The sequence below is a fragment of the Acinetobacter sp. CFCC 11171 genome, assembly GCF_003268405.1.
In the GTDB taxonomy this organism is placed as follows: Bacteria; Pseudomonadota; Gammaproteobacteria; order Pseudomonadales; family Moraxellaceae; genus Acinetobacter; species Acinetobacter amyesii.
Window position 1 is genome coordinate 22,017 of record NZ_LQXP01000017.1, and the last position, 23,159, is coordinate 45,175.

24 protein-coding genes and 3 pseudogenes are annotated in these 23,159 nt (G+C 41.2%); 2 read left to right on the plus strand and 25 right to left on the minus strand.

The features are described from left to right. Positions 1-68 precede the first annotated feature (68 nt). The 24 genes and pseudogenes from cmk to AVJ20_RS09770 form a co-directional block, all read right to left on the minus strand. Positions 69-752 (minus strand): (d)CMP kinase, encoded by a 684-nt coding sequence (gene cmk / locus AVJ20_RS09655; RefSeq protein ID WP_078193656.1) that lies wholly within the window; start codon positions 750-752, stop codon positions 69-71. A 17-nt stretch (positions 753-769) separates the two neighbouring features. Beyond that, a complete protein-coding gene (locus tag AVJ20_RS09660) occupies positions 770-1,201 on the minus strand; it encodes an SRPBCC family protein (RefSeq protein WP_111885054.1) in 432 nt (143 codons plus the stop codon). Between the two features lie 26 nt (positions 1,202-1,227). Then, complete coding sequence (tadA, locus tag AVJ20_RS09665; protein ID WP_111885055.1) at positions 1,228-1,779, minus strand: tRNA adenosine(34) deaminase TadA; 552 nt, start codon at positions 1,777-1,779, stop codon at positions 1,228-1,230. A gap of 7 nt (positions 1,780-1,786) precedes the next feature. Then, the gene (locus AVJ20_RS09670) at positions 1,787-2,908 is read right to left on the minus strand and encodes an enoyl-CoA hydratase/isomerase family protein (RefSeq protein WP_078188941.1); all 1,122 of its coding nucleotides are present in this window, start codon (positions 2,906-2,908) and stop codon (positions 1,787-1,789) included. Continuing rightward, positions 2,905-3,618 (minus strand): uracil-DNA glycosylase, encoded by a 714-nt coding sequence (gene ung, locus AVJ20_RS09675; RefSeq protein ID WP_111885056.1) that lies wholly within the window; start codon positions 3,616-3,618, stop codon positions 2,905-2,907. Before ung ends, AVJ20_RS09670 begins: the two co-directional genes overlap by 4 nt. A gap of 36 nt (positions 3,619-3,654) precedes the next feature. Then, positions 3,655-4,251, minus strand: coding sequence for a 6-pyruvoyl trahydropterin synthase family protein (locus AVJ20_RS09680; RefSeq protein ID WP_078193661.1), 597 nt, complete (start codon positions 4,249-4,251; stop codon positions 3,655-3,657). Positions 4,252-4,381: 130 nt separating this feature from the next. Then, positions 4,382-5,329 (minus strand): type II secretion system minor pseudopilin GspK, encoded by a 948-nt coding sequence (gspK, locus tag AVJ20_RS09685; RefSeq protein WP_111885057.1) that lies wholly within the window; start codon positions 5,327-5,329, stop codon positions 4,382-4,384. Positions 5,330-5,368: 39 nt separating this feature from the next. Beyond that, positions 5,369-5,998, minus strand: a complete 630-nt coding sequence (gene gspJ / locus AVJ20_RS09690) for a type II secretion system minor pseudopilin GspJ (RefSeq protein WP_111885090.1) — start codon at positions 5,996-5,998, stop codon at positions 5,369-5,371. A gap of 46 nt (positions 5,999-6,044) precedes the next feature. Further along, positions 6,045-6,437: a type II secretion system minor pseudopilin GspI gene (gene gspI, locus AVJ20_RS09695; RefSeq protein WP_111885058.1), complete on the minus strand. Its 393-nt coding sequence runs from the start codon at positions 6,435-6,437 to the stop codon at positions 6,045-6,047. Further along, positions 6,427-6,984, minus strand: coding sequence for a type II secretion system protein (locus AVJ20_RS09700; RefSeq protein WP_111885059.1), 558 nt, complete (start codon positions 6,982-6,984; stop codon positions 6,427-6,429). Before AVJ20_RS09700 ends, gspI begins: the two co-directional genes overlap by 11 nt. Positions 6,985-6,993: 9 nt before the next feature. After that, the gene (locus AVJ20_RS09705) at positions 6,994-7,608 is read right to left on the minus strand and encodes a TetR/AcrR family transcriptional regulator (RefSeq protein WP_078193665.1); all 615 of its coding nucleotides are present in this window, start codon (positions 7,606-7,608) and stop codon (positions 6,994-6,996) included. Between the two features lie 42 nt (positions 7,609-7,650). Then, on the minus strand, positions 7,651-8,424 hold the full coding sequence (locus AVJ20_RS09710; RefSeq protein WP_111885060.1) for a TatD family hydrolase: 774 nt from the start codon (positions 8,422-8,424) through the stop codon (positions 7,651-7,653). 31 nt (positions 8,425-8,455) lie between these two features. Next, on the minus strand, positions 8,456-8,797 hold the full coding sequence (locus AVJ20_RS09715; protein WP_111885061.1) for a PilZ domain-containing protein: 342 nt from the start codon (positions 8,795-8,797) through the stop codon (positions 8,456-8,458). A 15-nt stretch (positions 8,798-8,812) separates the two neighbouring features. Next, a complete protein-coding gene (locus tag AVJ20_RS09720) occupies positions 8,813-9,796 on the minus strand; it encodes a DNA polymerase III subunit delta' (protein ID WP_111885062.1) in 984 nt (327 codons plus the stop codon). Between the two features lie 13 nt (positions 9,797-9,809). Then, positions 9,810-10,571 (minus strand): 3-deoxy-manno-octulosonate cytidylyltransferase, encoded by a 762-nt coding sequence (kdsB, locus tag AVJ20_RS09725; RefSeq protein ID WP_111885063.1) that lies wholly within the window; start codon positions 10,569-10,571, stop codon positions 9,810-9,812. A 3-nt stretch (positions 10,572-10,574) separates the two neighbouring features. After that, positions 10,575-11,587: pseudogene (gene lpxK / locus AVJ20_RS09730) on the minus strand (tetraacyldisaccharide 4'-kinase). A gap of 3 nt (positions 11,588-11,590) precedes the next feature. After that, positions 11,591-13,317 (minus strand): annotated as a pseudogene (gene msbA / locus AVJ20_RS09735) (lipid A export permease/ATP-binding protein MsbA). Further along, entirely contained in the window at positions 13,317-13,739 is a 423-nt protein-coding gene (locus AVJ20_RS09740) for an ExbD/TolR family protein (RefSeq protein ID WP_078193671.1), read from the minus strand. The pseudogene msbA and the gene AVJ20_RS09740 overlap by 1 nt, the downstream one beginning before the upstream one ends. A gap of 13 nt (positions 13,740-13,752) precedes the next feature. After that, positions 13,753-14,394, minus strand: a complete 642-nt coding sequence (locus tag AVJ20_RS09745) for a MotA/TolQ/ExbB proton channel family protein (RefSeq protein ID WP_111885064.1) — start codon at positions 14,392-14,394, stop codon at positions 13,753-13,755. Positions 14,395-14,425: 31 nt separating this feature from the next. Beyond that, positions 14,426-15,313, minus strand: a complete 888-nt coding sequence (locus tag AVJ20_RS09750) for a ParB/RepB/Spo0J family partition protein (protein ID WP_111885065.1) — start codon at positions 15,311-15,313, stop codon at positions 14,426-14,428. After that, the gene (locus AVJ20_RS09755; protein ID WP_111885066.1) at positions 15,310-16,092 is read right to left on the minus strand and encodes a ParA family protein; all 783 of its coding nucleotides are present in this window, start codon (positions 16,090-16,092) and stop codon (positions 15,310-15,312) included. Before AVJ20_RS09755 ends, AVJ20_RS09750 begins: the two co-directional genes overlap by 4 nt. A 24-nt stretch (positions 16,093-16,116) precedes the next feature. After that, positions 16,117-16,748 (minus strand): annotated as a pseudogene (gene rsmG, locus AVJ20_RS09760) (16S rRNA (guanine(527)-N(7))-methyltransferase RsmG). Positions 16,749-16,832: 84 nt separating this feature from the next. Further along, positions 16,833-17,522 carry an N-acetylmuramate alpha-1-phosphate uridylyltransferase MurU gene (gene murU, locus AVJ20_RS09765; RefSeq protein ID WP_111885067.1) on the minus strand — a complete coding sequence of 230 codons (690 nt, stop codon included), beginning with the start codon at positions 17,520-17,522 and terminating at the stop codon, positions 16,833-16,835. Next, on the minus strand, positions 17,522-18,535 hold the full coding sequence (locus tag AVJ20_RS09770) for an aminoglycoside phosphotransferase family protein (RefSeq protein ID WP_111885068.1): 1,014 nt from the start codon (positions 18,533-18,535) through the stop codon (positions 17,522-17,524). The genes murU and AVJ20_RS09770 overlap by 1 nt, the downstream gene beginning before the upstream one ends. Before the next feature lie 120 nt (positions 18,536-18,655). Between AVJ20_RS09770 and AVJ20_RS09775 the strand changes: the two genes are divergently transcribed. Both AVJ20_RS09775 and AVJ20_RS09780 read left to right on the plus strand, forming a co-directional pair. After that, complete coding sequence (locus tag AVJ20_RS09775) at positions 18,656-21,127, plus strand: LPS-assembly protein LptD (RefSeq protein WP_111885091.1); 2,472 nt, start codon at positions 18,656-18,658, stop codon at positions 21,125-21,127. Beyond that, positions 21,127-22,434 (plus strand): peptidylprolyl isomerase, encoded by a 1,308-nt coding sequence (locus AVJ20_RS09780; protein ID WP_078193677.1) that lies wholly within the window; start codon positions 21,127-21,129, stop codon positions 22,432-22,434. Before AVJ20_RS09775 ends, AVJ20_RS09780 begins: the two co-directional genes overlap by 1 nt. A 151-nt stretch (positions 22,435-22,585) precedes the next feature. On the opposite strand, the gene hfq is transcribed toward AVJ20_RS09780, so the two are convergent. Beyond that, positions 22,586-23,077 carry an RNA chaperone Hfq gene (hfq, locus tag AVJ20_RS09785; RefSeq protein ID WP_111885069.1) on the minus strand — a complete coding sequence of 164 codons (492 nt, stop codon included), beginning with the start codon at positions 23,075-23,077 and terminating at the stop codon, positions 22,586-22,588. Positions 23,078-23,159: the final 82 nt, after the last annotated feature.

Below are 23,159 nucleotides of genomic sequence, written 5' to 3' on the forward strand. Positions count from 1 at the left end.
GCCGGTTTAATTAAGCGTCTACATAGTCCGTATAAGACTGATCAAGCTATGCTTCTGCTGAAAATTCTTTAGTTTGCTAATTGCTGATCGATGTAATTCGTCATCAGCGTGAATACTTCATCAATACTCAAAGTTGAACTATCAATGAAGTAAGCATCTGGCGCAGGCTTGAGTGGAGCGACTGCGCGTTCCATATCTCGCTTATCACGCGCTTCGATATTAGCTAAAATGTCGTTTATTTTAACATCCACGCCCATAGCCTGCAACTGATTTACACGGCGCTCCGCACGGGACTGAGCAGAAGCCGTTAAATAAATCTTGGCTTGGGCATTTGGAAAAATCGTAGTTGCCATATCACGGCCATCTGCAACCAAACCAGGTGCTTGAGCAAAGGCATGCTGACGTTCTAAAAGCGCAGTTCTAAGTGCAGGAATTGCAGCAACTTTTGAGGCAAACTCTCCGACTCTCTCAGTACGGATAACTTTTGAGACATCTTCACCATCTAAAAGCACCGAAACACCTGCTTCATTTGTCACAAATTGTATGTCTAAATTTGTTGCAATTTTTACGCATTCATCGAGCTTTGAGTCTAATGCATCAATTAAGTCTTGCTTATGCAATGACAATCCCAACAGACGATATAACGCACCTGAGTCGAGTAAGTGGAACTGATAATGTGCCGCAATTTTTGCTGCCAGTGTTCCTTTACCTGAGCCACTTGGGCCATCAATTGTAATGATTTGAACTGTCATTGCTCTTCCACTTTTGTTTATACGGTTTTTGCAAGTTTTGAAAAACCAATTTTAATCGCTGACTTCAGTTGCGCAAGGATTAATTGACTAACGAATGGCGCACGCGCCTGTAATTCAATCGTATAAGTGACTAAAGTACGCGCAGCATCAATCGCTTCGAATTGAATCACGCCCAAATGATGTTTCACCAATGGGTTTTTAATAATTTTATATTCAATACGTTGGTTTGGCTCAAGCAAGGTAATTTGCTCTTGTAACGGCTTCACTGGCCCAAAGCCCATACGGCGCACAGAACCCACACCATCAGGACGTTCAGGATCTGCTGAATCTTTTACGCGCACCACTTGAATCGGCGCAAAAGCCACGTTATAGGTCGAATGTTTTGAAAGTAATTCAAAAACCTGCTCGACCGGTGCATTAAATTCTTTTTTTACTTGAATGGATTTCATGTTGTACCCTATTTTATTTGACAATATTAATTGTCAGTAGAGTTTACTTGATTTTTTAAATTAAGTTCAGTCAAAGTGGCTTTTTCCTGTAACTTCATCAGTCGTTTTTGTTCACGACGCATTTTAAAAAAATCACTTAATTGTTGGGAGCATTGCTCTTGTAGGCAACCATGCTCAAACTCAAAGATATGATTATAGTAGCCTGAATTTAATAATTGACGCGAACTAACCAAAGAACCTGCTTTAGGCTCAGTCGTCGCAAATACCACTCGTTTTATTCTTGAATGTACCAAAGCACCCACACACATTGTGCATGGCTCTAAAGTTACATATAAAGTTGCGTCGTCAGGTAATCGGTAATTATCGATATTCAAACAAGCTTGTCGCAAAGCTTGTACTTCCGCATGTGCGGTGGGATCTTTCAGAGAAATCGGCGCATTAAACCCTGCACCTATGACTTGATTTTGACTCACAATGACTGCGCCTACAGGAATTTCTTGCAATTCGGCAGCTTGTGCAGCCTGCTCGAAAGCAAGCTGCATCCAATGTTCATCACTATATAGATTTTGTTCAGACATCAATTAATTAAATTACACCATACTGTCTTAACAGTGCATTCCAACTGTCAATATTGGTTACAGGAGGCTCATCAGCCAAAATCCCTTTAAGGGAAAGATCTGTACCTTTTTTCCATTCTGGAGAGAGGTCTTTATCGACTAGACGGGCGCGCACACCTTCCACAAAGTCTGCATGACGAATTTTCCAATCCGAAATTTGGGTTTCAAGTTCAAACACTTCATTCCAAGAATGTACCTGCTTGCCCCACTGCCATAACAACCATGTTAATGCGGCGGTTGCAGGTGAACCTTTTTGTAGATTTTCACTGGCTTGACGTAACCAATCACTACGCGCATCACTTAAACCTATAATTGATTCATAGTCATGTTCAAAATTATGCCCACGGCACACACTTTGAATCACATCTAACGAGTTTTGTAATGGCCCCGGCCCCACAGGACGATGCATACTATTTAAAGTGTCATCAATGGCACGAAAATCGCCTGCTGGATAATGATCCCAATCAATATTGATGACAGTTTCAAGTACGTTATCACGCTGTGCATCACAAATATGCGTTGCCCAACCGATACCATAAGCACCTGCTGCGGTCATAATAGAGCCAGTTAACCCAGTAAACAACCCAATGGCACCACGGTCAGCCAAGAAACGCGTCGCACCCACATCTGGATACAAACCGATATTAATTTCAGGCATTGCTAAACGTGAATAAGGTGTTACCAAACGGAAAGGTGCGGCCATAAATAGACCTAGGCCACCACCCATCACATAACCTTCGCCCCAAACCAAAATCGGCTTTGCATAGTTATGCAGCAGCAAATCTAGGGCATATTCTTGTTCAAAAAATTTATTCGCCGTTTCAACTTCATCATTGACCACCAATTGTCGCAATTTGCGTACATCGCCACCTGCACAAAATGCTTTCGGCGTAGTGGAATCTAACCAAATTGCTTTTACAGCATCATCGTGTTGAAAGTCCTGAAAGACTTCAAGCAACGCTGTGCAAATTGATTCATCTAATGCATGAAGCGATTTTGGGCGATTCAGGCGAACAATGCGCCAGCCCTTTTTCGCTTCTTCAACAATCAGATCTGGGTGATAATTTTTTGAAACGGGAGAATAAGTCATGCGTCCAGCTGCCAGTCTATTGGCTCAATGCCATTTTGTTTAAGATAATTATTACTTTTTGAAAACACCTTACAACCAAAAAATCCACCGCGGTTTGCAGCCAAAGGAGATGGATGCGCGGCTTTTAGCACTAAGTGCTTATTTTGGTCAATGCGTTGTCCCTTACGCTGTGCATATGCCCCCCATAAAATAAAGACGATATGCTCACGTTGTTCATTTAAAACATCAATCACATGGTCTGTAAAATCTTCCCATCCACGTTTTTGATGTGAAGTTGGTTGCCCAGCCTCAACAGTCAGTACCGCATTTAAAAGCAAAACACCTTGTTCTGCCCAGCGTGTTAAGTCCCCATGTTTTGACACAGGAACCCCGAGGTCAGCATTTAACTCATGGAAGATATTACGTAAAGAAGGTGGTAATGCAACCCCCTTTTGTACCGAAAAGCTTAAACCATGTGCCTGATTTGGCCCATGATACGGGTCTTGGCCTAAAATCACCACCTTTACATTTGCCATAGGTGTCGTGTTTAAGGCATTAAAGATCAGCGGATTCGGTGGATAAATCACTTTATCCTGTTTGATTTGTTGTAGCAGAAAGTCTTTTAACTCATCCATGCGAGGGCTAAGCAAAAACTCACTTAGGGCATATTTCCAGCTAGGCTCAAGCTGCACTTTAGCGAGTTTTGCTTGTTGCTCTTCTGTTAAAGACATCACTGTTAACCAATCCTAATAAAACCAAATATTTACTTAAATTCTAACTTGTAAATCAACTGCAGGGTTTAAAAATTTTTGACCCTGTTTTAATTTTTCATACATTTGAGTATCGTTCCATTCCGACTGAACCTGTTCGGAGAAGACAATTTGATCTAACTGCAACAACCCCATTTGTGCGTTGTCGATATCTTCTAAGAAGCTTTGCGCATAGCCTGTGTCTGTCTCATGCACGATCACAGAATACACCTCAACATCACCCTCACCATTTTGAGTTTCTGTTGATTTTAGAACTTGTTGTGCTAAGTAAAAGAAGATTCGTGAAAACTGCTCTGCTGAAGGCGATACAGGTAGTTCAACCCAACGTGCACTGAACTGTTTGCAGGCACGAATGTACTCAGCATCATCGTGTTGCCAAAAACAAATCGCGTGATCAAAACTGTCAAATAAGTCTTTAATTACCCCTTTGAGCAAACCAAAATCGTAAACCATTTGTCCATGGTCAAGTTTCGACGCTTTAAGTAATAGTTCGACTTTATAACTGTGTCCATGAATGGAACGTTTGCAACGGTCTGACGTGCAATTACGCACGATATGCGCGTTTTCAAACTTAAATAACTTACGAATTAACATGTGTCGTAATGCAATCAAATAATCTATGGGTTCTCAGAGATTATAATGCAAAAGTCTAACAAGAGGCATTAATTTTGCTATTCAGCACAATTGGGAAAAGGCATCATGAAAATTTAGCGATATTTAAGACCTAAAATGGCGCCATACTGCGAAAAGCCACATATACATCTTTATCTTTTCGCACTAACTCACTGGTAAATTGACGCTTTCTTTCATTTAAAATAATTTCAATTTGCGCTTTAAAATAGTTCGACTGCACACCCAATTGTGAATTTAAAACTTCCCTATTTTCTGTGCTCACCTGTGCAAATGGCTCCATTGCCCATAAATCATTGATATTTTCGAAATGTTCAAATTTGGCAGCTTTTTGTTGCAAAGCTTGCTCAACTGCATTGACATCTAAACGATCATCCATAGTCGCTAACAAAAATGCAGGAGCGGTATTAATGTTTACCGTTGTTTCATGCGAGGGCAAGCTACTCACATAGGGCGCAATCAGTTTATATTGAGCACCTTCAAAACCACGGACTGATTTCAGTTCTTCCACACTATGAAATTTTGCATTTGGCGGTAATGCCGCATTATTTAAACCACGATAGTACGCCAGCTCTGCCCCCATCGGGCCAGAAGTCTCATCATCTTCATCTTGCCAGTCAATCACGGCTTGACTTAATTCTGCGGGTAAACCAACACGCTGCAATATTTTTTCAAACCATAATTTTGCTTTGTCATTTACCACACCCTCTTCTGAAACCAAACTATTAAGGTTAAATTTTCCAGATTCGTCTTGAAGCACACCTGCAACAGTTCCACCTTCCACAGGAAAGGCTGGCATAGGCTGAGCCCAATTTTCTTGGAGGTAATCCACCTGCCCTGCATTTTCGGCATCATTTACCAAAAGTTCAGCAAAAAATGCTTCAGCACTTTTCGCATATAACATCGATTGATTTTGGCGCATCACGTAGGCGGTATTTTCAGAAGTATTGGCTTGTTGTTTTGCGATGCCTGCTGCAACTATGGTTGCCAAAGCTACCATCATCAGGATAGTTAACAAAGCGATGCCGCGTTGCTGCTTCATAAGCAACTCCGAACTTCAAATGACTCTACTACCTGACCGCTAACCATTCTTATTTTTATCCAATAAAAAATCAGTATTTAACAAACTGAATAACCATTCGTAGTTTGTCCCATCAACTGTGAGCTGCATCCTGATACCCCGCGGTAACAGTTGAATGGTTTTTTCATTATTCAAATCAGCGGCAGCATCTGGCCAATTCTCTAACTCATTTGGATTGAGTACCGTGATTTTATATTGTTCAACATTATCCAGTAAAACACTCGAATCTGGCTGATCATGCCCCGTTTGGTTGAGATTTTTAAATTTTAGCCGATACAATTTTTTTTCATCAGCTTTGTATTGATATTCCACTCGCTCGTCAGGTGCAATGCCCTGATTTAATGGATCAGTGACACCTGTCTTACTGAAATTAAATCGGCCATTTTGCAATACTAACGCGGGTTGAATATCTCCATTAATATTGGCAGTTAAGGGCACAGCTTGTACTGTGTCTCTGAGAATTTGCTGATGGGCATCTTGCAACTGACTCAGCCTTGCCTCATGGGTTGCGTTTCGCTCCTTCACTTTCGAGACATAATCAAAAACCTTCCAACCCAAAGCAGACAGCACTGCGAAAATAGCAATCGCAACCAAAAGCTCAACTAAGGTAAATCCTGCTTGATTCTTCATTCCTTGCTGTACAAGCACAGGCATATCTTGAGATGTACGTTTTTTTCTAGTTATTATTTTCATCCAACGGAGCCTTATAGTTAAAGAACACCAAACTGCTAATCCCTGCTTCAACATCGCCTGTTTCAGCATTCATCAAACTCACTTGGATATCAATCCGTTGTACATTTGGACTAATGGTGGCTTGGGCTTTTTTGTCAATTTGCCATTGTTCGCCTTGTTCAGTGACTTGTTTTGATGCAGTACCCGTCATCCATTCACGATTGATTTCCATCTTAGCGATTTCATTCAGCGCAACGAATTGTGCTTTATTTCTTAAAATTGCGTGTGCTGTCGACTGTGTATACTGCATCGCAACATTAGACAAAGCCATTGCCGCAGTCGCAAAAATCGCCAATGCCACCATGACTTCAAGTAGCGTAAATCCTTTAGCCCCCATTAACTTTCCCTAAATGATCAATTTCGATTTCATTGCCAATGGGACGTTCTTCAAAATAAAACTGTATACGCACAGGCTTCACTTCCCCATTACCTAACCAAATCAACTTGGGTGCATTGGTATTTAACAAATCATCATTATTGGCATTTTCATACTGCTGGTCTAAAGGCTGAATCGTAAAAGAGACATTTTCAGGTAATACTCGGGTTTCAAAGTTTTTATAGTTTTGCCATTTATTATTTTGATTTAAAATACTATTTTCTACACGTTTTTGTTCTGGTAAATATTCTTGTACCGCATAGCTTTGCGTGTTGACATCCGTTCCAGCTTTTTGCTGTAAAGCCAATATCAAAGCTTGATCATTTGCATCACGTAAAATTCGTTTCAGATCCATCACAAACACTTCGCGTGCTTGCATGGCTTTGCGTTGATCTGTCCCACCGATATTCAAAAGCACCAATGAGGCCATGATGCCCATAATTACAATCACCACCATCAATTCTACGAGGGTGAAGCCACGAACCAATGATGGTGATGCACTTTTCATAAGCAGCCTTTAAGCGAATTGAGCAACCGCATGCACTTGTTTTGGTAAGGCCAAGGCTTGATCAATATACGCAACCCGCAAGGTGTCTCTTGAACCCAAATAACGCTGATAAAAACTAGAGTTCAAAATTGCTGCAGCGCCATGTGTAAGTGACCAAATTGAAGCAAGATAATCACGTACTGGCATGCTACTTTGAATCGACTCCAAATAATGCTCAGTCATACGAATGATCAATCGTAGGCGTTGTTTGCGCACTTGATAAAGTTCACTAAACAAGTGTTGAATACCCACACCCGTTGTCGATAAACGCTCTTCAATTTGATGAAACAACACTGTACGTTCTGGGTGATGTAAGTGATGCAACATAAAGAAAGCAAGGTGTTCAGGAAAAGCTTTATCGGTGTCTTTAATCATTTCCAATAACATGCGTTCATTACGAATAATGAGCAACATATATAGTTCATCTTTACTTTGAAAATGTTTATATAACGTCCCTTTTGCCAAGTCGAGTTCTGCCGCTAGCGCATCTAGTGTCATCCCTGCTTCGCCATTTTCCAGTAGCAGCTGCTCTGCCACTTGGAAAATTAATGCCTCTCTTGCTCTAAACTGAGCTTGACGATCCATCTTCACCCTATACTCTCTTACTCTTATATCAATTCAAATTATTTACTTAAGATTGAGGAGATTTTCAAAGTTTTGCATTGTAATGAAAGCCATCTCTTCAATTGACTTATCATATACATCACTTAAGGCTTTGGCTACATAAGGAACGTATTTTGGTTCATTAGACTTTCCTCTATAGGGCATCGGTGCAAGGTATGGGCTATCTGTTTCAATCAGCACGCGATCCAGTGGTACTTGCTTAGCCACATCACGTAAATCTTGCGCATTTTTAAAAGAAACAATGCCTGAAAATGACACGTAATAACCACAATCTAAGACCGCTTTTGCTGTTTCCCAATCTTCAGTAAAACAATGCAAAATCCCGTGAGTGGATTTCTCTGCACGGATAATATCCACCGTATCATGCTTTGCAGAACGGGTATGAACAACCACTGGTTTTTTTACAGCTTGTGATGCGTGAATATGGCGGGCAAAGCATTCTTTTTGCTCTGCAATAAAGTCTGTACTATGAAAATAGTCCAGCCCTGTTTCACCAATCGCCCAAACCTTTTCAGGTTGTGCTAATTCAATGAGATATTCTTCTGTTGCCCGAGCCATCGTTGCAGGATCTTCACATGGGTGTACCCCAACGGAATAACCCACATCGGCATGACGTGCAGCAATTTTTGAAAGTTCAATATGGTCATCTAGATCAACCGAGATACTCATAAATTTTGAGACCCCGGCTTGACGAGCCTGATCCAATGCAAGATCTAAATTACCCTCATAAGGGCTTAAGTCGAGCATGGTTAAATGGCAATGGGTATCTACAAACACAATATGTACCTACAAGTCTTCACTGTTGTAACTACATAGTGTAACTTCTACGCCCCTCAGATTTAAGCCCTGCAAGTAAACGTTCTGCTTCTGTTTTGAAATAAACACCTTTTTCGCCGCTTAATTGAATTCCAAAGCCTTGTGGTTTAATGCCATTTTGCTTTTGCGAAATCCAAATCACTTTTCCTGTCAAAGGAATTTTTATACTTTGTTCAGGCAAAGTCGCCAATAAGAAAACCTCATCACCCATTTTCACAGCTTGCTTTGATGGTACAAATAAACCGCCACCAACGACATAAGGCATGTAGCTCGCAAAAAGTGTTTCCACATCTGGAATATTAGCGTGAACAATCCCGCCCATACGTGGTTGCATGATGTTTCCCCTTAATTAAACATTCATCAGTTTGATGCAAAGCTCATCTACGACCAGATTCCCCTGTACGTTCTGCTCGATGAACCGCTTAGACTGCTGTAATTCTGTATAAATCCCAAAGAGTGTTTCGAGCGAATATTGCTCTGCCAACACCCCAAAATCCAAATCTATATTTTTTATGGATTGATTTAGCTTGACACAAATTATATCGGACAACAAGTATTCAAACATTTGACTAAAATCACTAAAACTCAGTGCTTTATTCCACTTGGTCGCAATCGCCATCGGCATGTTTTTTTGTGTCACAAGTTTTTGCCAATCTTGTAGAAACTCTTGGCGCATATTTAGCCATTCACTACTTGCCAATGAAATTGCTTGTAATGGCATTTGACTGGCTAAGTTCATGAGAACTTTGCGCTGAGTTTCACCACTATCGGGCAAATGCTGCTGTAAATATTGCTGTGATTGTTCGGGTTCAATACGATCCAATGCATAGTGCTGCATTCGACTGCGAATGGTTGCCGGCAATTTCAAATAATGCTCTGCCAACAACATAATCACAATCCGCTCACCCGGCTCTTCTAGCGTTTTCAGCAACGCATTCGATGACGCAATGTTTAATGCTTCAGCGGGCTCAATCAACACAACTCGCCAACCGTCTACGGTTTGCTGCACAAAAGGCAATAAATCACGAATTTTCTCGATTTTAATTTTGGCGTTTTGCTTTTTATTGTCTTCATCTGTACTGATATGAACAAAATTTGGATGTGTATCTGACTTTAACCACTGGCAACTCCCGCACTCACCACACGGCTCAGTTCGCTCATCACGTTTTTGACACAGCACCCATGCAAGAAATTGTTTTGCAAATGCCTCTTTACCACAGCCTTTTTTGCCATACAAAAGCACGCCATGTCCCAATTGTGGAAAACGGCTGGTTAATGTATTCCATGTATTTTTCTGCCAAGGGTACACTTGCGCCACAATGTCATTTTGCATAAATCGTTTAACCTTATTCGAAGTTCGAAACATCCATTTGGTTCAAACGATCAAGGTCAGCTTGAGTATCTACGCCCGGTGGAAGGTTCGCTTCTGCCACAGCAATGGCAATACGGTGACCATTTTCCAAAACGCGTAATTGTTCAAGGCTTTCTAATTTTTCCAGCACACCCATATCCCAAGTGACATATTCTTGTAGGAGTTTTACGCGGTATGCATATAGGCCTAAATGACGATAAGCCTGATCATGCAAGGTTTGTTCAGCTTGCTTTGCACCATCACGGTCATACGGAATAGTCGCACGGCTGAAATACAGCGCTTGATTGTGCTTTGACATCACCACTTTGACGATACTGTCACGTTGAAACTCATCCAGACTATGAATCGGCTCACAGAGTGTCGACATTGAACATGTCGGCTGATCTACAAGTAATTGTGCAACTTGTTTTACCAATTGAGCGGGAAGCAAAGGTTCATCGCCCTGCACATTGACAATAATGTCATCACTTGCCCAACCTTTGATGCGTGCAACTTCACTTAAACGGTCTGTCCCAGATGGATGCTCTGCAGAGGTCAATACCACATCAACCCCTTCCGCACGACATACTGCTGCAATACGCTCATCATCTGTAGCAACACATAGGTCATCGAATCCTGCAACTTTTTTGGCTTGATCAACCACACGTAAAATCATCGGACGGCCGTGAATTTTAAGCAATGGCTTACCTGGTAAACGTGAACTTGAAAAACGTGCAGGAATAACAATATGTTTCATAAATTAAATGCCTTCGGGAAGTTTCAGACCCAGTTGTTTCAACTGCGCATGCAAAGTTTCATAACACGCAGGTGACAACACTGCATCTACAGGAACAACCCATATTTCTCTTTTAAAATCTGGATTATTTTTGAGGATCGCTAAAATTTTCACTGCATCTTTTTCAGTGGTAATGATGGGATTGGCATCTTCAAACTGCAAATCACTCAGTTCATATTCATAATGATCTGGGAATTCATGACATTGAAATTGATGAATCCCCATATTTTCTAAAGTTTTATAAAATCGTTGCGGAAATCCGATACCCACCACAGCATAGAAATCTTTGTTTGCATCAAATGTCGTCACAAGATCTTTATTGAGCAAATAAGGCTGCGCCGCTTCTAGGTGCATATTCAGTGGAGAACTTGGATCTGCTGAATGCTCAATGACCGTTCCAGTATCAAGGCGCTTTTTCGGTTCACGCAAATAACCTTCGGGTAATAATTTTTCATTGCCTAAACCACGGTTATTATCCAACACGATCCACTCCAGCTGACGTTGAAGCGCCCAATGCTGCAAGCCATCATCACAAATGATCAAATCCAATTCATGCTTGGATAGCAGCAACTCAATACTTTGCTGGCGGTTTGGACCGACTGCCATCGGTACACCTGTAGACTGAACAATTAAGCTCGGTTCATCACCTACCATTTCAGCCGTCGAATCTAAATCCACATAGGCCGGAAATGTCCTTGACCACCATAGCCACGACTGATCACACCAACACGCAGGTTTAAGCTATTTAAATAACTGACCAAGTGAATGAGCAAGGGGGTTTTGCCACTCCCACCCACTGTGATATTTCCAATGACCATGACTGGAATAGGCGCTTTATAGCTTTGCTTAATACCTGATTGATAGAGTTTTTTATTAAGTAAAAATCCGCCACGATAAAGCCATGACAAAGGTCTAAACACAATGAGCCACTTTGCCTGTTCATTCCAAGCATCCTGAATCAATTGTGCAAAAGACATGACTTAATTTTCCTCAAAATTACGCTGATGAAGTTGGTAATATGCACCACGTTGTGCCATCAATTCTGTATGCGAACCTTGTTCAATAATACGCCCTTTATCCATCACTACAATACAGTCTGCATTTTCAATGGTCGATAAACGATGCGCAATCACGATCGTGGTACGATCTTGCATCGCAGCATCAAATGCTTGCTGAATAAAAAATTCAGATTCGTTATCTAGCGCACTTGTCGCTTCATCTAAAATTAAGATCGGCGCATTTTTCAAAATGGCACGAGCAATCGCAATCCGTTGACGTTGACCACCAGATAGATTTAAACCTTGCGCACCCAATGGCGTGTCATATCCTTGCGGTAAATCCATAATAAAATCATGTGCAAATGCAGCTTTGGCAGCAGCAATAATTTGTTCATCTGTTGCATGCTCGAGCTGTCCATAAGCAATATTTTCACGCACAGTACGGTTAAACAAAACCACTTGCTGATTGACCATCGAAATCTGAGTACGCAAGCTATTGAGTTCTATATCGTGAATATCATGCTGATCAAGCAACAATTGCCCAGAAGACACCTCTTGGTAACGTACCAACAGATTGACCAATGAAGTTTTACCTGCACCTGAACGCCCAACCAATGCAACGGTTTGCCCTGCATTAACTTTTAAATTGAAGTCATGAATCGCATGGTGACCATCAGCATAGATCAAATTGACATTTTTAAATTCGACATCACCTTTCAAAGCAGGCTTCAGCGTACCGTTATTCACTTCTTCAGGCATATCTAGCAATTCAAAAACTGAATAAGCTGCTGCCATGCCTCGTTGTAGTTTTTCGTTGACATCCGTCAAGGTTTTAATTGGCTTACTCAGCATACCTGCGGCAGTGATATACGCTACAAACTCACCCGCTGTTGTATCTTGTAAAATCTCAGGGCGTAGCGCGATATACATCACGATACTGAGCGCGATCGACATAATCAGCTGAACAATTGGGCTATTGAGTTGTTGCACCACAACCATTTTTAAGCCGCGGCGTAAGTTCTCCATCGAGCTTTCATAAAAACGTTTTGTTCATAATCTTGCCCTGCAAAGCCCTTCACCACCAAATTGCCTTGCACTGTCTCTTGCACCACATGGTTAACATCCCCCATGGTACTTTGTACTTGCATGGATAATTTACGCATGCGCTTGGACGCTTTACGGATGATCAGACCAATAATTGGGCCAAAAATCAAAATACACAGGGTTAAACGCCAGTTGGTATAGAGCAAATAACCCAATAATGCGATGGTAATCAGACCCTGTTGTACAATCGTTTTCAGTGACTCAGACGATGCCGCCGTCAACTGTTCAACGTTATACATAATTTTTGCAGTGATATGACCGCTCGAATTATCTAAATAATATTGCGAAGGTAAACGCATGAGTTTTGCGAATACTTGCTGACGAATGTTAAAGATTAAGTTTCGAGAAATCACTGCGGTAAAATATCCCCCCATGAACAAACCGAGTCCACGGAAGAACATCAATAAAACCACCAAGAGTGGAAATAAGGTTGTAAAGCTTTGATCTTTGTTTTGAATGGCTTCAATAATGCGTTCCAATAATTTTGCGACAGAAACTTCTGTCGCAGCATTAATACCGAAACCAAGCAAAACCAGCAGGCCGATTCCCCAAAAAGGTTTTAAATAACTTAATAGGCGTAAATAGACCTTAAAATCGTGCTTCACTAATAACCTCGAGTTGGAACTTTGGTACTGATGTTGATATTCACAAATCCAAGTTGACCTGCAACATCCATCACCCGGATCACATCTTGATGTGTTGCTTTTGCATCTGCTGCAATCACGAACATTAAATCACGACGATCATTGGCTGTCTGTTTAATTGCAGTATTCAAATCAGAGACTTCTTTACTCGCCAATGACTGACCATTGACAGAATAATGTCCTGTTGAATCCACCACAACTTCAATCTTTTGATCATAGTTTTTAGGTGGAACACCCTGTGCATCTGGCAAAGTCAGGTTCATTCGACTCATCTGGTTAAAGGTGGTCGAGAGCAACAAGAACACCAAAATGAACATCAAACAGTCAATCATCGGTGTGAGGTTGATATGAATATCTTCAACCTGACGACGTTTAAATTTCATGCGCAGTCTCCACTCAGCTGGCTTTCTGAATGTCCTGACTTTCTACTTCAGGTGTTTTTTTATAAAACAAAGCGGCATGAAATAATGTCGACTGCTGTTCTAACTCAGCCACATATTCTTGAACCAAACGTTGGAAATAGCGATGCGCAAATAATGCAGGTACAGCAATTAACATACCGGCAGCAGTGGTAATCAATGCTTTAGAAATACCTGGCATCATTAACACTGGATCACTATTGGTGCCTATATCAATCATTAAGAATGCTTCAATAATACCGATCACCGTACCCAACAAACCTAGTAAAGGTGCAACAGCACTTAAAGTGCCCAAAAAGTTGATATTTTTTTCTAAATAACCAATTTCTTGTGACGCTGTGACTTCCATTTGCGCACGTGCATATTGCTCGTTTTGATCTTTACTAGCGTAACCTGCGCCCAATATACGACCCAATGTACTTTGTTGTAAAGTTGGACTTTGCTTTAGCAGCTGCACCACATCTTTCACCGATGTGTTTACATTCATCATCAAGTCTTTTGGTAACACCATTGATTTCTTTAAACGAATAAAGCGCTCAATGGTAATGGCTACCGTAAAGATCGAACAAATGACAAGCGGGATCATTAACGACCCGCCCGCTTTGACTAATTCCCACATTTGATTTTCCCCAATAAATCGAATTTAAAAATTATTCAGCTAGACAAATATTTAAAATGCCATCTAGCTCTTCAAGAGTATGGTAGCTAATCACCAGCTTGCCTTTCCCTTGTTTATTATGATCAATTTTCACGTCTGCACTGAAACGATCAGAGAGACGTTGTGTCAGTTGTTGAATGTCTGATGAAACAATTGGTTTAGCTTTTTGTTGTTTTGGTGCATTCAAATCACGAACAAATTGTTCGGTTTGACGTACAGACATACTTTTTTCAATCACCATTTCAGCAACTTTAAGCTGATCTTTGGCTTTTAACGTCAAGATCGCACGTGCATGCCCCATATCGAGCAAACCTTGCTGCATAAAGTCTTTGACTTGATCCGCTAAAGACAAGAGGCGTAGCAAGTTACTAATCGTGGTACGTGCTTTACCGACCGTATCGGCAATCTCTTGATGACTTAAACCAAATTCGTCATGGAAGCGTTGTAAAGCCATGGCTTGATCGATTGGGTTCAAATCTTGACGTTGAATGTTTTCAATCAATGCCAAGGCAATTGCCACTTGGTCACTCAAGTCACGAACAATGGCTGGAACTTCGGTTAAACCTGCAAGCTGAGCCGCACGCCAACGACGCTCACCTGCAATAATTTCGTAGGGATGCTTTTCATCTTCGACAGGACGAATGACGATTGGCTGCATGACACCATGCTTTTCAATCGATGCAGCAAGTTCTTGTAAATCTTGTTCTTTAATGAAACGACGCGGTTGATACTCACCACGTTTCAATAAATGCACATCAATTTGTTTTAACTGTCCATGATCTAAAGCTTTTGCTTCGAGCTGTAGTTTTTCTTTTTGGATTGAGCCGAGTAAGGCATCCAGACCACGACCTTTAGCCAGTCCGCGTTTTTTTACGGTCATGCTTTAGTTCCTTTTTTTACTTTGGTTTTTTTTAACATCTCAGCTGCCAAGTTCAAATAAGCAACTGCACCCTTCGAGCTTTTTTCAAAATAAATCACTGGCAAACCGTGCGCAGGCGCTTCAGCCAAACGAATATTACGCGGAATGACCGTGTCATAAAGTTTCTGACCGAAGTATTGTTCAAGCTCAGCAGACACATCACGTGTTAAGGCATTACGCGCATCGTACATGGTACGAAGCACACCCACGATCTCTAGATCTGGGTTTAAAGCTTGCTGAATACGGTCAATGGTTTGGGTTAGGTCAGCCAAACCTTCTAGGGCATAATATTCACACTGCATTGGAATCAGCACAGCACGTACCGCTGCAAGTGCATTGACAGTGATCAAACTTAAACTTGGTGCACAATCGACAATAATATAGTCGAAGTCTTTTTCGACGCTTGCCAATGCTTCACGTAAAATAAACTCACGACCGTCTTGATCTGCAATTGCAAGCTCAACGCCAGCTAGGTCACGGTTTGCACCTAAAACCTTATAGCCCACTTCCGCTTTATAAATAGCGGTTTCAATCGTCACTTCACCAAGTAAGACATCCGTGACTGAATACAACAAATCATTTTTTTGAATGCCCGAACCCATCGTGGCATTGCCTTGTGAATCCATGTCCACAAGTAAAACTCGTTTTTTTAATATGGCTAGAGATGCAGCCAAGTTCACAGCCGTTGTGGTTTTACCTACGCCACCCTTTTGGTTTGCAATCGCAATAATTTGAGCCATGGTAACCCCAGTCCTTTGAAAATTTTAAATACGTTTAAGAAAAATTAAATGACGCTGCTCATCAAGTCGTGGAACTTTTAATGCAACGATATCAATCTTGAAATCACTTTTTAGTGTTTCAACTTCTTCTTCAGGAATTAAGCCTTTCATCGACGCGATAATACTTTGCGCATGCATATACGGTTTAGACGCATCCACAAAATCCGTTAACGATGCAAAGCACGACTGGTGATCACATCAAACTGCCCCAGTTCATTAATGCTGTCTTCATTTTCGACACGTGTTTGTACCGCAATGACATTTTTTAGTTTTAAGTCAGCAATAAATTGTTTTAAGAATCGAATTTTTTTACCGTTGGCATCTAAAAGCACACATTCACGTTCAGGCTGACACAGTGCAATGATCATCCCCGGCATGCCACCACCCGTACCGATATCCAATAACCGACCTGCAGGCAAATCATTTAGGATACTTAAGCTATCCAATAAATGCTTAACCAACATTTCTTTAGGATCACGAATAGCAGTCAAGTTATACGCTTTGTTCCACAGCACTAGGGCATCTTGGTATTTCAGCAATAGATTTAATGCTTCTTCACTCAAATCTAAGCCAAGCTTTTGACTACCTTGCTTTAAGTCTTGAAAAAAAGGATGCATAAAGAAGACATCTCAATAAAAATTAACTGAAGTATACCGATTTCTAAGCCGTGGAACAGTAGCTAACGCTTAGCGAATATGCACTTAATCGTACATGCCTTGGCGAATCTGTAGATCTAGATCACTTAAACGCTCAGGTGTGCCAACATCAACCCACGCAGTTTGCATTTTCTCTGCAGAAATTTTTCCATCCAACATAGCTTGTTTCAATAAAGGTGCGAGCGGACGCTTGCCAGCTTCCAATCCATTAAACATGTTAGGATGTATAACTGCGATTCCGCTATAGGTGAGTGCCTCGCCTGCATGTTCTTGCTCAAAGGTATAACTACGCCCAGCATCCAAGATAAAATCACCCTTTGGATGTTGCGCTGGATTAGTCACATAGACCAAGTGTGCCAAGTCATCTTTTAGCTCAATATTGAGCAAGGCTGAAAAATCGTAGGTCGTCCAAACGTCACCATTGACTAAAATAAACGGTTCTGTCCCAAGCAAAGGTAAAGCATTAATAATGCCACCGGCTGTTTCCAGACCTTCCGCTTCACGTGTCCAGCGAATATTCACACCAAACTGCGAACCATCACCCAAAGTGCCAATCAGGATATCTGCAAGCCATGCAGAATTGATGATGATTTCAGTTACGCCAATTTTTTTTAGCTTTTCTATATGCCAAACAATCAGTGGTTTTCCACCCACTTCAAGCAAAGGCTTTGGCTTATACAATGTTAAAGGGCGCATCCGATTTCCGAGACCCGCCGCTAAAATCATGGCTTTCATTATGCAACAACCTCATAAGTGCCGTATTTGGCTTCAAATTTCGGCAATACTTTAGCGCGAATAAATTGCATAAAAGGTTGTAATTCTGCATATGGTTTACTTTCTTCAAGTAAATACCACATCACACGCGGCAAATCTTTGAGATAACCCGACTTACCATCACGCTCAAATAAGCGCACAAAAATACCTAAAATTTTGATATGACGTTGAATCGCCATCAGGTCGGCGTCTTGTTTGAATTGCTCAAAGCTACGACCATCTTTAGCCGATGCAGGCAACAAATCATAGAACGTCTTAAACCATGCATAAACACGATCTGCATTCCACTGCACATAAGCATCACGTGTGATTGAGATCAAATCATAAGTATCCGCACCAATCACTGCATCTTGGAAATCAATCACGCCCTGATCTTGCTCACCATCAAGCACCATCAAATTACGGCTATGAAAATCACGATGCACAATCACTTGAGGCTGAGCCAATGCAGCATTGGCTAAGATAGCAAAGGTTCGTTTAATCAGTGCCGATTCTTCTTCAGTAGGCTGCACTTGTAGAGATGGCAATAACCAATCGGTTAACAGCTCCATTTCAGAAATCAGCTTTTCATAGGCATATGCAGGAAAATGAGCAGTTCCATCAATTGACTGCAATTGAATCAACTGTTTAAAACTTTGAGCATAATGTGCGTCTACGGTTTGATCATTCAACAACGTAGACAATAAAACATCACCAAAATCTTCTAACAATAAGAAGCCTTGATCGAGGTCTTTGGCCACGATATGTGGTACACGCACGCCATGTGCATCAAAAAATTCATCAATCGACACAAAAGGACCACAATCTTCTTTTTCTGGTGGTGCATCCATGAGCATAAATGTTTTATTATTCAATTTGATTCGTGCATAACGACGGAAGCTTGCATCGCCTGCTAAGAAGTTAATTTCAAATTGATCTGAACCGAGTACAGATGAAATCCATGTTTGTATCAATTGTTCACGTTGTGTATTCATTTGCGATAAATTCTAATACAGGCTGAGTTTTTAAAGTGCTAAGTGTAGCTACTTATCAACTTTTTCTCTATGATGCGACAATAATTAATTGCGATTAAGCATACCTGGTTAATGAGACAAATGAAGCATCAGTTTAAATTTAATCCTTTAGCGACTGCGATCTTAACCCTTCTATGTGGTAGCTCGTTACCAAGCTATGCAGCACCTGTTTCAAACCCGTCCACGGATGACGATACAGAACAACTCAAACAAAGCATTTCAGAAGCTTATCCGGGGCAGCAGTTCTTCGAACAATATTATGTCGATAAATCTGCACCTGAAGCACAGATTCGCAACACCAATCAATTAAGTTCTGCGTTTTGTACAGGCACTTGGATTACCCCAGTTGCTCCAACAACAAAAGCGGTCGCACCTGAAGACGCAACCTCTACCATTACCGCAGACTATGGTCATTTTGACCCGAATGGCGATTCCATTCTTGAAGGTAATGTTCTGATTGACCAAGAAGGTCGTCAAATTCGTGCCGATCAAATCAAAATTGATAAAACCCAAACCTATGCCAATGCTTCTGGCCGCGTGCAAATGGCACAGTCTGGGCTGATTTCGCAAAGTGATTCGATTGATTACAATTTAAAAACCCAACAGGGTGATTTAAATAACAGTTTCTTTATTGCTGAACAGCAGCATGCACACGGTCGCGCTGAGAAAATTTCACGCACTTCAACCGAAACACTCGAATTAGAAAACGCTGTTTATACCACCTGTCCACCTGATGAAAAACCAACGTGGAAAATTCAAGCAGACAAAATTAAGCTGAATCAAGAAACTGGTCGTGGTGAAACCAAAGGAACAACACTTTATGTAAAAGATGTTCCTGTGATGGCTGTGCCCTATTTCAACTTCCCGATTGATGACCGTCGTACCACAGGTATTTTGACCCCAAGCTTTGGTTTTACCAATGATGGTGGTGTTGAACTTGCAGTTCCAGTTTATTTAAACCTTGCGCCAAACTATGATGCTACAGTAACACCACGTTATATTGCAGACCGTGGCGCAATGATGGAAGGTGAATTCCGCTATTTGACCAAAAACTTTGGTTCAGGGATGGTGTGGGGTGGTTATTTACCATTCGACCAAAAGTATGGCGATCAAGATCGTAAAGACTTACATTTCCTCCATAACTGGAAAATTAACGATCAATTTACAACCAACTTAGAATACAATTATGCATCTGATAAAGACTATTTCTCAGATCTCAATAATAATCCAAACTCAAAAACTGACCTGAACTTACGCCGTGCATGGGAACTCAATTATAAAAATGGTATCCCTGGCCTAAAAGCACAGCTTAAAGTGGAAGACTTCCAAACACTGGATAAAACTGTCAGTGATGAAGACCGTCCATATGCGCGCTTGCCGCAATTCCTACTGAACTACAAGACTGGTAATCCGCTCGGCTTACAGTACGAATTTAACAACGATACGGCTTACTTCAAAAAGAACTTACGTAGTAATAATATTCCAAGCAATACTGGCGATTCGCCAATGTATGAGCCAAGCGGCGCACGTATTTATAACGACTTTAGTGTACGTTATAACCATCGTACTCCTTGGTCATTTGTGATTCCTGAAGCCACGATTCGTAACATCAACACGATTTACGATCAAGATACCGTTAATGCTCAAAACATTAGTTCATCAAATGAAAGTAAATCGGTCGTTGTACCGCAATTTACTTTAGATGCGGGTCTTGTGATGGAGCGCGAAGGTCGTTATCTACAAACCCTAACACCACGCTTCTTCTATGCGTATTCTCCATACAAAAACCAAGACACTAATCCGAACTTTGACTCAACCACAGCGTCAATTAATTATGACCAGTTATTTAGTCCGCGTCGCTTCTATGGTAATGACCGTTTAGAAGACAACAACTTCGCATCTCTAGGCTTGAGCTATAGTTTATTTGATGATGTTGGTCTTGAGCGTTTAAAAGCCAGCGTTGGTCAAAGTTTCTATTTTGAAGACCGTCGTGTCACACTGAACAACGTCTCTGATAAATTTGATACCGAACGCCATACCGGCCCTGTCGTGAGCATTTCTAGCCAACTATCTGACAGCATCAGTGTGAATGCCAATTCAGCATGGATGGCGAATGGTGATAATGCTCAGCGCGATATTCAAATGTATTACACAGGAAATAAAGGCAATTTATACAATGTCGGTTATTTCTATCGTAAAGACATTCCTAACCGCCAAGACAGCTATGACCAAGCAGTAGCATCGTTTATTCAACCTATACACAATAACTGGCGTATTATTGGTCATGCACAATATGACCTCGACAACAGTATTGCGCGTGAATATTTACTGGGTGTGAACTACGAGTCATGCTGCTGGGGTGTTTCAGTTTATGGTCGTTCGTACTATAACGATTTAGATGATGTAACATCTTCAGATGTTAAACCAAAACGTGCCATTATGGCGGAGTTCACTCTAAAAGGTTTAGGTGGCTTCAACAATAAATTAACCTCTTTGCTTGAAAACCGAGTGTTGGGTTTTAACAATATTAATCAATCTTGGACAGAACGTTAATGAAGACAAAACAGTTAAAACAAATTTTTAAAGCGTCAGCCTTGGCACTTTGCCTATCGACTTCTGTATCTGTATTTGCTGCTGCGCAACCTAAAGATGAAATTGTAGCTGTCGTTGACAATAGCGTGATTCTACGTAGTGATCTTGATCAAAGCATTGCCGAGATCACTCACCAATTTCAAGCAAAAAAACAAACCGTCCCACCGACTGAATATTTGCAGCAACAAGCTTTAGAACAGCTGATTTCGCGCCAAGCACAGCTTGAACAAGTTAAACGATACAATGTCAAAGCGGATGAAAAATCGCTCAATGAAGCCGTACTTAAAGTTGCAAAAGACGCAGGCTCCCCAAGCTTAGAAGCGTTTCAGCAAAAATTAGATGCTGTTGCACCAAATACCTATGCAGGTTTACGTGCACGTATCGCTGAAGACATCGCGTTACAACGCCTACGCCAACAGTTGGTCACTTCTCGCATTCAAATCAGTGACCAAGATGTGAAAAACTTCTTAAGCTCACCACAAGGTCAAGCTGCGTTAGGTAATCAAGTTCATGTCTTACATGTGCGTGTAGCTAGCAGTGATAATGCCGTTAAAATCGCGGAAGACATTCGTAAAGAACTTGCAGCAAGCAACGATGTAAAAGCGATTACTAGCAAATACAGTACCAAAGACATTAAAGTTGACGGTGCCGATATGGGCTTCCGCAACTTATCTGATATTCCAGATGAACTTGCTGCACGTGTAGCACCTTTGCAAGTTGGTCAAACCACTGAACTAATTTCAGTGCGTGATGGCGTTCATGTTTTAAAATTGGTCGACCGTAAAAGTGGCGAACAAAAAGCCATTGTTCCTCAATACCAAACTCGCCATATCCTGATTCAACCATCTGAGGTCGTGAGTCCTGAAAATGCCAAGCAAATGATCGACAACTTGTATAATCGCCTGCAAAAGGGTGAAGATTTTGCAGTCTTGGCTTCAACGTTCTCGAATGACACTGGTTCTGCTGCCAATGGTGGTAGTTTAGGTTGGGTTAGCCCAGGTGTTATGGTTCCAGAATTTGAAGCAATGATGAAATCAACAGCGAAAGGTGAAATCAGCAAGCCTTTTCAGTCACAGTTTGGTTGGCACATCCTTCAAGTGACCGATACACGTCAACAAGATATGACACATGAAGTACAAGAACGTATGGCCCGTCAGATTTTAGGTGAGCGTCAATTTGACACCGAACTGGACAGCTGGTTACGTGAAATTCGCAACAATGCCTATGTTGAAATTAAAGATCCTACTCTAGATCGTAAAAAGAAATAAGTGAATAAACAAAAACCAGCTTCGGCTGGTTTTTTTATGTCGATTCTTATCATCATTCAGCACTTTAGTAATTATTACATACCCGTTATGAAAATAATCTACTCTTTTATAGGCAAAAAAAACCTCCCATTTGGGAGTTTTTTTAACTCAATTAACGATTGTTGTTTTCGTCGTCTTGAGCATCTTCAAATTTAGTTTCGCCATCAAAACCAGCATTTTGACCGCCGAAGCCACTTTGACCGCCAAAGCCACCTTGACCACCAAAGCCACCTTGAGAGCCAAAACCACCTTGACCACCGAAGCCACCTTGGCCACCGAAGCCACCCTGACCACCAAAGCCACCTTGGCCACCGAAGCCACCTTGTTGACCGCCGAAGCCGCCTTGTTGACCACCGAAGCCGGCAGCGCCTTGAGCACCAGCAGGAGCACCAGCAGGACGTGGGTTACGTGCTGGAACAACAGTTGAAATAGCATGTTTGTAAACCATTTGGCTTACAGTATTTTTTAATAAAACAACGTATTGGTCGAAAGATTCAATATGACCTTGTAATTTAATACCGTTGACAAGGAAGATCGACACAGGAATACGTTCTTTACGGAGAGAATTTAAGAACGGATCTTGTAAAGTTTGACCTTTAGACATGTTATAACTCCAAAAAATAATAAAAATCAGCGCAAAAGCTACCTTTACTTTTCAATTAAAAATTATCAAAAAGGTAGTCTGT